This window comes from Synechococcus sp. CCY9202, from assembly GCF_034931685.1.
GTDB lineage: Bacteria > Cyanobacteriota > Cyanobacteriia > PCC-6307 > Cyanobiaceae > CBW1002.
On sequence record NZ_JAYGID010000073.1, the window covers coordinates 1 to 12,562 of the forward strand.

Consider the following 12,562-nt stretch of genomic DNA (forward strand, 5'->3'; position numbering starts at 1 on the left):
GTCTCCCGCGTGCCGCTGGCCGGCCCGGTCAGGCCGTTGCCGCCGATGGCCTCCGCCGGGGCGTCGCCCTCGCTTGCCGTGGCCACCTCCACCCGCAGCTCGCGACCGGCGATCTCGGAAGCCATGGCCTCGATGGTGCCGAGGTAGTTCTTGCGTAACCAGCCGCTGGCAAAGCTGTTGGGGGCCTCCAGCAGCAGCTGGTCGCCGCGCATGCCGCTGCAGCGGGCCGGCCGGATCCAGGTCTCGAAGGTGGGCTTGCTGAGGTTGGCCTGGAGCGCCTCCTGAACCTGGTGCCACAGCTCCTGACCCTGCTGCACCGTTGCGTCACCTCGCGGGTGCTGAATATACGCAGCTCCTGGGGGGCGGTCGGTCTTAAATGAATCGTTCAGGCCGCGCGTGATGCTCCCTCGCCGTACCCCCTTCGCCTTGCGGCACCTGCCGCTCCTGGCCCTGCCCGCCAGCCTTTTGGTGGTCCTGGGGGGCTGCCAGGGCAATTTCCTGCCCAACATCCGGATGCCCGGCGCCAAACCCGCGCCGCCGGAGCCAAGGATCAGTGATGCCGCACCGGCGACCTCGCTGCAGCCCGGCCGCAACGTCATTGTCGACGCGGTGGACAAGGTGGGTCCATCGGTGGTGCGGATCGACACCACCAAGCAGGTGATCAATCCCCTGGGCGGGCTGTTCGGACGGGGTCCCTCGATCCAGCAGCAGCAGGGGCAGGGCTCGGGGTTCATCACCCGCTCCGATGGGGTGCTGCTCACCAATGCCCATGTGGTCGAGGGGGCCGCCGAGGTGAGCGTCACCCTGCCGGATGGCCGCAGCTTCAATGGCAAGGTGCTGGGCAGTGATCCGCTCACCGACGTGGCGGTGGTGAAGGTGGTGGCCTCCAAGCTGCCGGTGGCCCCCCTGGGGGATTCCGCCAAGGTGCGGCCAGGGGAGTGGGCCATCGCCATCGGCAACCCCCTCGGCCTCGACAACACCGTGACCGCCGGGATCATCAGCGCCATCCAGCGCACCAACGCCGTGGGGGAGGGTCAGCGGGTGCCCTACATCCAGACCGATGCGGCGGTGAATCCGGGCAACAGCGGTGGACCGCTGATCAACGACCGCGGTCAGGTGATCGGGATCAACACCGCCATCCGGCAGGCGCCGGGGGCGGGCCTGAGTTTCGCGATCCCGATCAATGTGGCGCGCCAGATCGCCGCCCAGATCCTGGAACGGGGCTACGCCAGCCATCCCTACATCGGGGTACGTCTGCAGGCGCTCACGCCCCAGCTGGCGCGGGAGATCAATGCCACCACGAACCAGTGCCGCCTGCCTGAAGTGAACGCCGTGGTGGTGGTGGACGTGATTGACGGCAGTCCCGCCGCCGCCGCTGGCCTCAAGCCCTGCGATCTGATCGAACGGGTGGGTGAGAAGGCCATGAAGAACCCCTCGGATGTGCAGCTGGCGGTGGATCAGGGCCGTGTCGGCCAGCCCCTGGCTCTGCGGGTGCGGCGAGGGGATCGCTCCCTCGATCTCACCATCCGGCCGGCCGAACTGCCCCGCAAGAGCTGATCCGGGGCAACGTCTGGAGTCGCCTGGAGTCGCCTCAGCCCCGGATCAGGGGGAGTACCAGAAGGCACAGCGGCGGCTCAGGGGCTCCAGCTCCCAGCCCTGGCTCTGATAAAAGCCCACCACGCCGGGGTCAGCGAACAGGCTGACCCGCTCCACCCCCATGGCCTGGAGCTGATCGATCACGTAGACCATCAGCTGTTTGCCCAGGCCTGCTCCCTGGTAGAGCGGATGCACGGCCACGTCCCAGACCGTGGCCTCGATCACGCCGTCGCCGGTGCAGCGTGCGAAACCGACCAGGCGCGGAACGCGGGGATCATGGCGCCAGAGACTGACCCGCAGCAGGCTGTGCTGCAGGGCCTTGCGCACCCGCCGCAGGGGCCGACGGTTCCAGCCCACCGCATCACAGAGCTGCTCCAGTTCGATCAGATCGATCGGCCGCTCCTGACTCAGCACCAGGTGCACCTGTGGATTGGGGGTGGGGCAGAGACGATGGGTCGCGCCGTAGAGCTCTTCCAGCAGCACCCTGAGCTAAGCAATCGGACGATCCTGCCCCATCCCCGCGCCTGATGGGGGCTCCTGCGCGAGGGTGGGGCGAGTTGCGGCCGTTGGCACCCTGAGCCTCCCTCCTGTCGCCCGTACGGCCCCACCGCTGCTGGTGGCGGTTCATGGCTGGCTGCTCTCGGGCCGGCTCTGGCAGCCCCTGGTTGAGGAACTGGGACGGTCCTGGGAACTCTGGTGCCCCGATCTGCCGGGTTTCGGGCACGCCGTGCGGCCCCGCGGTCTACAGCCCAGCCTGGCCAGCTATGGCCGCTGGCTCGCGGATGCCGCCACGGAACGGGCCGCCGGCCGGCAGGTGGTGCTGATCGGCCACTCCCTGGGGGGCAGCGTCGCCCTCCATGCCGCCCCGTGGCTCGGGGCCAGGCTGGCTGGTCTGGTGCAGATTGCCGCAGGGGGTGGGGTCTATCAGCCGCGCCCCTTTGCCCTCGTGCGCCGCGCCGGCTGCGCGTTTGTGACCCTCCGCCCCCGTTGGCTGGGGCGGCTGCCCGGCACCGCCTCGATTGCGGCGCCACTGCTGGCGGATGCGCGGGCGGCCCGTGGCCTGCTGGCCTGCAGCACCAGCCGCGCGGCGGTGCGGCAACTGCCGGCGCTGACCGCCGAGCTGGTGGTTCCCAGCCTCTGGATCAGCGGCAGCAACGACGGCGTGATGGCACCGCGCTATGTGCGCCATTTAGCTGGATACACCCGCCATCACCGGTTTGAGGAGATGACGGGGGCGGGCCACCTGCCGATGCGGCAGCGGCCGGTTGAGCTGGCGGCTCTGATCCGCAGCTGGTTGGAGGAGGAAGGAATCGGCTTCGTAACCCCTGAGCTGGCCAGCGATCCGATCGCCCCAAGCCCCGAGCCTGTGGGGCGCCACTGAAGGCCGAAGCTCAGAGCCTGGCCAGCCCTTTCTCCTGGAGGTCGGCCAGCTGGGCGTAGAGGCCACCGGCTTCCCGAAGGTCGCGGTGGTTGCCCTGCTCGATCAGCCGGCCCTTGCGCAGCACCAGGATGCGATCGGCTGCCTCGACCGTGGCCAGGCGGTGGGCGATCACAATGGCCGTGCGCTCCTGCAACAGCGATTCCAGGTCCCGCTGCAGGGTGGCCTCGGTGGAGGGGTCGAGGAAGGCGGTGGCTTCATCCATCACCAGCACGGACGGATCGCGAATCGCCACCCGAGCCACCGCCAGCAGCTGGCGCTCGCCCGAGGAGAGATTGGCGCCCCGCTCGCGCAGCTCGGTCTGGAGACCATCCGGCAGGCGACGCAGCAACGGATCGAGACCCAGGTCGTGGCAGAGCTGTTTGAGTCGGGCGTTGTCGATGGCAGCATCGAGCCGGAGATTGTCGGCCACGTTGCCGCTGAACAGGAAGGTGTCCTGCAGCACGACCCCAAGCCGCTGGCGCAAGGTGGGGATGGGCAGCTGACGGATGTCGATGCCGTCGAGCAGGATGCGGCCTCTCTGGGGCTCATAGAGGCGGCAGAGCAGGCGAATCACGGTTGACTTGCCGGAGCCGGTGGGTCCCACAAGGGCCACATGCTCGCCGGGGGCGATCCGGAAGCTGAGATCCTCGAGGATCGGGTCGTCGCTGCGGTAGGCGAAGGAGACGTTCTCGAATACGACCTCGCCGGCACTGGCCCGCAGGGCGCCGCTCCGGATGGCGGCGGCACTGCGTTGCTCCTCCGGGAGGTCCCCGATCTCGATCGGTTGCTCCAGCAACTCACCGATCCGCTCAACGGCCGTGAGGCCACCCTGAATCTGGGTGAAGCGCTCGGCCAGCTGGCGCAGGGGATCGAACAGCCGCTGAGAGAACAGGATGAAGGTGGTGAGCACCCCCAGGCCCATGCTGCCGCTGGTCACCATCCAGCCCCCAAGCGCCAGCACCACCGCCACGGCGGAGAGGGCCACCCATTCGATGAAGGCGGAGATCGAGCTGTCGAACAGGATCGTGCCGGTCACGGCCTTGCGGTAGGCGTCGGTGGTGCGGGCGAAGCGGGCGCTGTTGTAGGCCTCGCGGCGGAACATCTGCACCACCTCCAGCCCCTGCATGTTTTCCTGCAGATCGGCGTTGAGCTGGCCCAGCTCCTCCCGCACCCGGTAGTTGGCCGTGCGGTAGCGGCCCTGCAGCCAGAGGATGCCCAGGGTTACGGGCACCTGGCTGAGCAGCAGCAGCAGGCCGAGGCGCCATTCGATCGAGATCATCGTGATCGCGATCACCAGAAGCGTCACCAGATCGGCCAGCACCCCGAAGGCACCGCTGCCGAACACCTCCGCCAGGGCATCGACGTCGCTGGTCAGCCGGGTCAGCAGCTTGCCCACCGGCGTTCTGTCGTGGAACCGCAGCGACAGGGCCAGGGCGTGACGGAAGAGATCGTCACGGATGCGGGCCGTGAGCCGCTGGCCGATCGCCTGCACGTTGTAGCTCTGGGCGCTCTGCAGGGAGAGCCGCACCGCCACCGCCGCCAGCAGCAGCAGCACGAGCCACCGCAGGGCAGCGGGGACCGGCTGGCCCTGCAGCCAGGCCATGGTGGGTTCGCCCCGCAGAACGGCGATCGCCTGGCCCACCAGCAGAGGTTGCACGGCGGCCGACAGGGCCAGGGGGATCAGCAGCAGCAGGGTGAGCAGCAGTCGGCGCCGATCCCGGCCCAGGTAGGGAATCAGACGAAGCAGACGCTGGCGATCGAGGCTGGCCATCAGCCGGCCTGCGCCAGGGCCGGCTGCGGCGACCGGCTGGCGGGTTGTCCCACGCTGGCGATCCGGTCGATCAGGGTCTGGAGCTCGCCGCCATCGAGCCGCAGGGCGAGGGGATGGCCGATCAGACGGGCGGTGCTATGGAACAGATCTTCGATCGCCACCAGACCGTTGTCCTGCAGGGTGCGGCCGGTGGCCACCAGATCGACGATCGCCTCGGAGATGCCGGTGATCGGCCCCAGCTCCACCGATCCGGTGAGGTGGATCACCTCCACCGGCAGATCCAGGGCTGCGAAGAAGTCTTCCGCGCACCGGGTGAACTTGCTGGCGATGCGGCAGTGGGCCGGCAGATCCGCCGCCCGGGTGTAGCCGCTCGCGGCTTTGACCGCCACTGCCATGCGGCAGCCGCCGAAGCCGAGATCCACCAGCTGGGCCACCGGCAGTTGGTGCTCGCGCAGCACGTCGTACCCCACCACACCCAGCTGGGCCTGGCCGTAGGCCACATACACCGGCACATCGCCATTGCGCACCAACAGGGCGCGGGCGCGGCCACAGCTGCTCGCCACCATCAGCTGGCGGTTGTCGGGATCGAGCAACGACGAAAAATCGAGACCGGCCGCTGCGAAGCGCCGCACCGAATGCTTGAGCAGAGCTCCTTTGGCCAGGGCGACGGTGATCATGGCGGGCTCGGCGGGGGGCGCGCAGCCAGCGCTGCGGCGTAGATCATGCAGCGGTGATCATGGGACCGAGCCGCAGCCGGACTTTAACGATGGGACTGACCACGCCGGGACTGGAGACCCCACCGCACCTTCCAGCGCCTGCTCTCGAGGTCTCGCTGCTGCCGGTGCTGCAGGACAACTACGTGTTTCTGCTGCGCCGTGGCAACGAGGCGGCGGTGGTGGATCCGGCCGTGGCCGAGCCGGTGATTGCCGCCCTGGAGGGCCAGGGGCTGGAGCTGGTGGCGGTGCTCCAGACCCACCATCACAGTGATCACATCGGTGGCACACCGGCGTTGCTGCGGCGCTGGCCGCAGGCGGCCGTGATTGCTTCCGCCGCCGATCGCTCCCGCATTCCCTTCCAGACCCGCGGCGTGCGCGGTGGCGACCGCTTCGAGCTGCTGGGAACAACGGTTCAGGTGCTGGAGGTTCCCGGTCATACCCGCTGCCATCTCGCCTTTCACCTGCCGAAGGAAGAGCAGGGCGATCCGGTCGGCGGCCACCTGTTCTGCGGTGACACCCTGTTTGCCGGCGGCTGCGGGCGACTGTTCGAGGGCACACCAGCCCAGATGTATGCCTCCCTCCAGAGCCTGGCGGCCCTGCCTGCCGCCACCCGGGTCTGGTGCGCCCACGAATACACCGAAGCCAACCTGCGCTGGGCCGCGGCCGAGCAGCCCGGCGATGCGGCGATCGCCGCCCGGCTCGCCCAGGTGCAGAACGACCGCCGCCACGGGATCCCCACCATTCCCAGCACGATCGCGCTGGAGCGGGCCACCAACCTGATGCTGCGGGCCACCACGGCCGAGCAGCTGGGCGAGCGCCGCGGCCGCAAGGATCACTGGCCCGGCTGAGGGGGCTGGCGGGCGCTGCTCAGAGCGCCACCAGTGCCTGCCGCTCCGGGAACAACAGGGCCGCTTCACCGCGGCGCAGGCGCAGGCGGCAGCGTTGCCCGCGGGGATGTTCCTGCTCCAGGGGCAGCCGCAGCCGCAGCTGCACCGCCGCCGCACCCGAGCCCTGCTGCACCTGATACAGCCAGTCGCGGCCCAGGAACTCGCGGCCCATCACCCAGGCGTCACCCTCCCCGTCGGCTTCGAGGCTGATCGCCTCCGGGCTGATCAGGGCTTCGAGCATCTCGTCCTGGGAGGGCTGGAGATGCTGGCCGTCGAGGGGAGCCAGCCGGCCCAGGGCCGTGTCGAGATGGTCGCCCTGCCGCCGGGCCGGCACCAGGTTGCCCTGCAGCACAAAGCGGCCCACGAAGGGTGTGGCAGGCCGCTGCACCAGATCCCGCGGGCTGGCGCACTGATCGAGGTTGCCGTTGCGCAGCACCGCCACCCGATCACAGATCGCCAGGGCCTCTTCCGGGTCGTGGGTCACGATCAGGCCACTGGCGCCGCAGCGGCTGAGCACCGCCGGCAGTTCGCTGCGCAGCCGCAGGCGCACCTCCACGTCCAGGTTGGAGAAGGGTTCGTCCAGCAGCACCACTGAGGGCCCTGGCGCCAGGGCACGGGCCAGGGCCAGGCGCTGGCGCTGGCCTCCCGAGAGCTCGTGGGGATACCGCTCCTCCAGCCCCTTGAGCCCGAGCAGTTCCAGCAGCCAGGCCGCTCGGCTGCTGTCCTGGCCGCGCCGCAAGCCGAAGCAGGCATTGCGCCAGGCATCGAGATGGGGGAACAGGGCATAGTCCTGGAACACCATGCCGACGCCACGGCGCTCCGGTTCCAGCCAGCGGTTCGGCCCCGCCACCACCCGGCCGTCGATCGCCACGCTGCCGCGGCTGGGGTGCTCGAAACCGGCGATCAGCCGCAGCAGGGTGGTCTTGCCGCAGCCGGAGGGGCCCAGCAGGCCCACCAGCTCACCCTGGGCCAGGCTGAGATCGATGCCCCGCAGCGTCCAGGCTTCAGGGTCGGTGCCGGGATAGCGGTGCCACAGCCCCTCGATCCGCACGTGCTGGCGCCGCGGCAGATCGGGAGGCATCAGGGAGTCGAGGTCGCTGGCCATGGGGCCGGGGCCGGGAAGGGCCATAGTCTCAGCCGTCATCTTCTCCCAACGGTCCCCGGGCCATGAGCGCGTCCTCCCCCAGTGGTGCCCCGCAGCTGGAAGCCGTGATCACCAGCGACGCACCGGCCCCGGTGGGTCCCTACAACCAGGCTGTGAAGGCGGGCGGTGTGCTCTATTGCTCCGGCCAGATCGCCCTCGATCCGGCCACCGGCGCCATGGTGGGCGACGGCGACGTGGAAGCCGAGACCCGCCAGGTGCTGACCAACCTGCAGGCGGTGCTGGCCGCCGCCGGCTGCACGTCCCAGCAGGTGGTGCGCACCACGGTCTTCCTGGTGGATCTGGGGGATTTCGCCCGCGTCAACGCCCTCTACGCCGAGGTGTTCGGCGCCGGCATCTCCCCGGCGCGGGCCTGCGTGCAAGTTGCGGCCCTGCCCAAGGACGCGCGGGTGGAGATCGATTGCATCGCGGTTCTGGCCTGAACTGGGCTGGCCTGAGGCGTGATGCCCGCCGGCGTGATGTCCGGAGGCGCTGCCGGTCGCTTCAGACCCTGAGGCGTTGCCTCAAGGCGGCGGTGGTGCATTCCGGGTCGGCCGTTGCGTCGACCTGCACAGCCTGGGCCCGCTCGTCGGAATCCAGCGATTCGAGCGTGTGCCACTGCTGCCGTACCACCGCCGCGTCGGCGTCGGAGGGATCGTCCCCCCGGCGGCCTCGCTCGGCGATCCGTTGCAGCACCAGCGCGGCAGGGGCGCTGAACTCCAGGATCACCAGGGGCACGCCCCAGCGCCGCGCCCGCTCCGCCCAGGCCTGCCGCTGACGTCGCCGCAGGAAGGTGGCATCCACGATCGGTGTGAACCCACCAGCCAGCACCGCTTCGGCCAGCTGTGGCAGGCGCTGCTCGAACAGCAGGTCAGACATTGCGGCTCCGTACAGGGGGCCGCTGGCCTGGGGGTGCCGCTGGCGGGGCTCTCCCCACAGGCCCGCCAGCCGTTTGCGTTCCACGTCGGAACGGATGCGGATCGCCCCCAGCCGTTCGCAGACCTGCAGGCTGTGGTGGGATTTGCCGGATCCCGACACCCCGTGGGTGAGCACCAGTGCCTGCGGAGTCGGCCGCATCAATCCCTCCGCCACCGCCAGATAACGCTCCACGCTGGCCGCTGTGGACGGGTCTCCAAGGGGGGACAGGCCCTGCTGCGTGGCGCGCAGCACCGCCACCTTGGCCCGCACCAGGGCGCGGTAGGCCTCATACCAGCGCCAGAGCCGCAGGCCTTCGTAGTCGCCGCTGCTCTCCAGCCAGCGGTTGAGCAGCCGCCAGCCCAGGCCCGCATGGCCGCTCTGGTGCAGATCCATCACCAGAAAGGCCAGATCGCTGATCACGTCGATCCAACGCAGGGCCGGGTTGAACTCGAGGGCGTCGAACACGGTGATCCGCCCGCCCAGCAGAGCCATGTTGCCGAGGTGCAGATCGCCGTGGCCTTCACGGATCCGCTCCGCCTGGCGGCGGGCGGGCAGCAGCGGCGCCAGGGCGGCCAGGGTGGTGCGGCTCCAGTCCTGCAGGGGCCGCAATCGGGGGATCAGGACCTCCACCGCCATCAGCGCCGCGATGTTGGCGTCCGCCGGCGCCACCACCGCCTCGAAGCTGCCGTAGGGGCCTGACGGAGCGGCGATGGCGGCCCGGGCCTGAAAGCAGGCCAGATCGTGGGCCAGCCGATCGATCATCCCGCCATTGATGGCACCCCGTTTCAGGGCGGCCGGCAGCAGGTCGTCCTGATCGAACTGGCGCATCCGCACGGCCACATCGATCATCGCGTCGAGCTCGTCTTCGAGGGGAGCGTCGCTTGGCCCCATCAGGGCCTCGGGCGGGCCGAAGCGGGCCTGCCCCACCGGGCCGAGAATCGGCACCACGTCCAGGTAGAGATCGGGCGCGAGCCGTTGGTTGAGCCGAAGCTCCTCGGCGCAGAACTGGCGGCGGAGCTCCAGGGTGGAGAAATCGACGAAGCCGAAGCTCACCGGTTTCTTGATCTTGTAGGCGTAGGGCCCGCTGAGCAGCACCCAGGAGATGTGGGTCTCCAGCAGGACGATCCGGCCCACGGGATGGTCGTAGGCCGCTGGGCGCCGCAGGGCCGTGATCAGGGCGTTCGCCTCCCGGTAGGTCACCTTGCCGGTGCCGCTGGCTCCAATGTGGCGGCCCGGGGGTGTTTCAGCCGCCTGGATCAGGCCGGGCGGTGGCCGCTGCCTAGGGTCAATCCTGGCTTGTCCCTGTTCTGCCGTTGCCCATGGCTGTCGAGCGCCTCACGATCCGTCAGCCCGACGACTGGCATGTGCATCTGCGCGACGGCGCCATGTTGCAGGCGGTGGTGTCCGACACGGCGCGGCAGTTCGCCCGGGCGATCGTGATGCCCAACCTGCGGCCGCCGATCACCACGGTGGCGGCGGCCCGGGCCTACCGCGAACGCATCCAGGCGGCCCTTCCGGATGGATGCACGTTCACGCCGCTGCTCACCGCCTACCTCACCGACACGATCGATCCGGCAGAGATTGCGGCCGGCTTCGCCGACGGTGTGTTCACGGCCTGCAAGCTCTATCCGGCCCACGCCACCACGAATTCGGCGGCGGGAGTCACCGATCCCGCGGCGATCGCGCCGGTGCTGGAGACCATGGAGCGGATCGGCATGCCCCTGCTGATCCATGGCGAAGTCACCGAGGCCTCGATCGACATCTTTGATCGCGAGGCGGTCTTCATCGAGCGCCATCTGCAGCCGCTGTTGCAGCGCCATCCCGCTCTGAAGGTGGTGCTGGAACACATCACCACCGCGGATGCGGTGGATTTCGTGCGCGGGACGCCCGCCAATCTGGCAGCCACGATCACACCGCACCATCTGCACATCAACCGCAACGCCATGTTCAGCGGTGGCCTGCGGCCGGATTTCTACTGCCTGCCGGTGGCCAAACGGGAGCTCCATCGCCTCGCCCTGCGGGCCGCGGCCGTCTCCGGTGACCCCCGCTTTTTCCTGGGAACCGATTCGGCGCCCCATGGCCGTGCCGCCAAGGAGGCGTCCTGCGGCTGCGCCGGCATCTTCAACGCACCCTGGGCCCTGGAGAGCTACGCCCAGGTGTTTGATCAGGAGAAGGCGCTCGATCGGTTCGAGGCCTTTGCCTCGGTGTTCGGTCCCCGCTTCTACGGCCTACCCCTCAACGAGGGCACGATCACTCTGGAGCGGGTGCCCCAGCCGATTCCGGCGCAGCTGCACCGCAATGACGCGGCGGGCCGGGCGATCGAGCTGGTGCCCTTCCATGCCGGCGAGACCCTGCCGTGGCGTCTGGCGACCCCTCTGGCCCACGCGATTGCCGCTGGATGATCCACACCTGGATGGCCCGGATCATCCAGGTGCGGATCAATAAGTCCTGTGTCACGCAGGTGTCTGCTGCAGAGCGGCCGGCTTAGCACCCATCCATGCCGCCCCCCGCGCGTGGGCTTTTTCGTTTCCCTCACCGAAGCCATCGCCGAGAACCAGTCGCTGCTGGTGACCGGGCTGGACCCCAACCCGGAGATGTTGCAGAACTGGGTGCAGCGCCGTGGCATGGCGGGCCGCTCCTTCCTCAGTCAGGCCCGCTACTGGATCAAGGAGGTGGTCGAGGCCACCTCCCCCCATGTCTGCGCCTACAAGCCCAGCCTCGGCTTCTACCAGGCGCTCGGTCCGATCGGTCTGGAGCTGCTGCGCGAGGTGCGTGAGCTCGTGCCGCTCAGCATCCCCTTGATCATCGACGCCAAGCACGGCGATCTCAACACCTCCTCGGCCCTGGCGCATTACCTGTTCCGCGATCTGGGGGCCGACGCCGTGACCCTCTCCCCCCTGGCCGGTCAGGACATCGCCGCCCCGTTTCTGCTGCATCCCTCCCGGGCGGTGGTGGTGACCTGCCACAGCTCCAACGCCGCCGCGCGGGTGCTGCAGCACTATCCCGACGAGACCAATCCGCTCTATCTGCGCATCGTGCGCGAGTGCCAACTCTGGGCGGCGCCGGAGCAGTTGCTGCTGGAGGTGGGCACCAGTGATCCGGAGATCCTGGCGCGGGTGCGCCAGGAGGCGCCGGAGCGGTTTCTGATCCTGCGCAGCCTCTGGGGGGAGGAGGAGCGCCTGGAGGCACTGCTGCAGGCCGGCCTCACCGCCGCGGCCGATGGCCTGCTGCTGCCGCTGCCCCAGAACCTGCTGGTGGAAGACGACATCGGCCCGCGGGCCGAGCAGCTCAAGCTCCGCATCGAGGAACAGCGGTTGCGTTGCCTTGAAGCCCGACCGATCGGCGGTGATGGCTCCTGCCAGCTGTGGTTACCGCAGCCCGAGGCGGCCGTGGATCCGATGGAGGAGTTGATCGTGGATCTCTTTGATATCGGTTGCCTGCTGTTCGGTGAGTACGTGCAGGCTTCGGGGGCCGTGTTCAATTACTACATCGACCTGCGTCAGATCATCTCTGATCCCAATCTCTTTCACCGGGTTCTGCATGCCTATGCCGAGGTCATCGAGGGGCTGCCGTTTGATCGCATCGCCGGCATTCCCTATGGATCTCTGCCCACGGCCACTGGGTTGTCGCTGCAGCTGCACAAACCACTGATTTATCCCCGCAAGGAAGTGAAGGCCCACGGAGCTCGCCGCTTGATCGAGGGGGATTTCGATCCCGGTGATCGTGTGCTGGTGGTCGACGACATTCTGATCACCGGCCGTAGTGTGCTGGAAGGCATCGGCAAGCTTGAAAGTTCGGGTCTGATCGTTGACGACGTTGTCGTGTTCATCGACCACGGCGGTGTCGCCGATTCCAGCGCCCGCGAGCGGCTTGATGCGGCTGGAGTCCGTTGCCATGCCGTGCTGGACATCGATCGCATCACTGCGGCCCTGCGGGCTGTGGGCCGCATCGGTGAGACCGAGCTGGCGGTGCTCGAGCACAGGACGCCAGTCACGGCCTCGGTGCCCTGATGGGAGGGCGCCCTCGTGTGTTGCGATTGTCCCGTGGCCTCGGTAGCGACTGTTGCCGAAGCGCCCCGGTGCCACGATCAACCCGTAGGGTGGTCGATGACCG

General features: G+C 69.0%; 12 protein-coding genes. 6 read left to right on the forward strand and 6 right to left on the reverse strand.

Features of this window, described 5'->3' with window-relative positions; all coding sequences use genetic code 11:
- On the reverse strand, positions 1 to 317 hold a 317-nt coding region (locus VB777_RS10305), incomplete at its 3' end, for a DnaA N-terminal domain-containing protein (protein ID WP_323248741.1).
- A gap of 82 nt (positions 318 to 399) precedes the next feature.
- On the opposite strand from VB777_RS10305, the gene VB777_RS10310 reads away from it, so the two are divergent.
- Positions 400 to 1,557 (forward strand): trypsin-like peptidase domain-containing protein, encoded by a 1,158-nt coding sequence (locus VB777_RS10310; protein ID WP_197156577.1) that lies wholly within the window; start codon positions 400 to 402, stop codon positions 1,555 to 1,557.
- 45 nt (positions 1,558 to 1,602) lie between these two features.
- On the opposite strand, the gene VB777_RS10315 is transcribed toward VB777_RS10310, so the two are convergent.
- Positions 1,603 to 2,079 (reverse strand): GNAT family N-acetyltransferase, encoded by a 477-nt coding sequence (locus tag VB777_RS10315; protein WP_197156575.1) that lies wholly within the window; start codon positions 2,077 to 2,079, stop codon positions 1,603 to 1,605.
- Positions 2,080 to 2,143: 64 nt separating this feature from the next.
- Here VB777_RS10315 and VB777_RS10320 point away from each other — a divergent pair, with 64 nt between their 5' ends.
- The gene (locus VB777_RS10320; RefSeq protein WP_231605363.1) at positions 2,144 to 2,977 is read left to right on the forward strand and encodes an alpha/beta fold hydrolase; all 834 of its coding nucleotides are present in this window, start codon (positions 2,144 to 2,146) and stop codon (positions 2,975 to 2,977) included.
- A gap of 10 nt (positions 2,978 to 2,987) precedes the next feature.
- On the opposite strand, the gene VB777_RS10325 is transcribed toward VB777_RS10320, so the two are convergent.
- Entirely contained in the window at positions 2,988 to 4,787 is a 1,800-nt protein-coding gene (locus tag VB777_RS10325) for an ABC transporter ATP-binding protein (protein ID WP_197156574.1), read from the reverse strand.
- Positions 4,787 to 5,464, reverse strand: coding sequence for an ATP phosphoribosyltransferase (hisG, locus tag VB777_RS10330; protein WP_322758504.1), 678 nt, complete (start codon positions 5,462 to 5,464; stop codon positions 4,787 to 4,789). Before hisG ends, VB777_RS10325 begins: the two co-directional genes overlap by 1 nt.
- Before the next feature lie 89 nt (positions 5,465 to 5,553).
- Here hisG and gloB point away from each other — a divergent pair, with 89 nt between their 5' ends.
- Positions 5,554 to 6,351, forward strand: coding sequence for a hydroxyacylglutathione hydrolase (gloB, locus tag VB777_RS10335; RefSeq protein WP_323248743.1), 798 nt, complete (start codon positions 5,554 to 5,556; stop codon positions 6,349 to 6,351).
- 19 nt (positions 6,352 to 6,370) lie between these two features.
- Here gloB and VB777_RS10340 read toward each other — a convergent pair whose 3' ends face one another.
- Positions 6,371 to 7,495 (reverse strand): ABC transporter ATP-binding protein, encoded by a 1,125-nt coding sequence (locus VB777_RS10340; protein WP_323248745.1) that lies wholly within the window; start codon positions 7,493 to 7,495, stop codon positions 6,371 to 6,373.
- Between the two features lie 62 nt (positions 7,496 to 7,557).
- Between VB777_RS10340 and VB777_RS10345 the strand changes: the two genes are divergently transcribed.
- Positions 7,558 to 7,974, forward strand: coding sequence for a Rid family detoxifying hydrolase (locus VB777_RS10345; protein ID WP_323248747.1), 417 nt, complete (start codon positions 7,558 to 7,560; stop codon positions 7,972 to 7,974).
- Positions 7,975 to 8,035: 61 nt separating this feature from the next.
- Here the strand turns inward: VB777_RS10345 and VB777_RS10350 are convergent, their stop codons facing one another.
- Positions 8,036 to 9,649, reverse strand: a complete 1,614-nt coding sequence (locus VB777_RS10350) for an AAA family ATPase (RefSeq protein ID WP_323248750.1) — start codon at positions 9,647 to 9,649, stop codon at positions 8,036 to 8,038.
- A gap of 119 nt (positions 9,650 to 9,768) precedes the next feature.
- Here VB777_RS10350 and pyrC point away from each other — a divergent pair, with 119 nt between their 5' ends.
- Both pyrC and VB777_RS10360 read left to right on the forward strand, forming a co-directional pair.
- Positions 9,769 to 10,851, forward strand: coding sequence for a dihydroorotase (pyrC, locus tag VB777_RS10355; protein ID WP_322758507.1), 1,083 nt, complete (start codon positions 9,769 to 9,771; stop codon positions 10,849 to 10,851).
- A 111-nt stretch (positions 10,852 to 10,962) separates the two neighbouring features.
- Positions 10,963 to 12,459, forward strand: a complete 1,497-nt coding sequence (locus VB777_RS10360; RefSeq protein ID WP_323248752.1) for a bifunctional orotidine-5'-phosphate decarboxylase/orotate phosphoribosyltransferase — start codon at positions 10,963 to 10,965, stop codon at positions 12,457 to 12,459.
- Positions 12,460 to 12,562 lie beyond the last annotated feature (103 nt).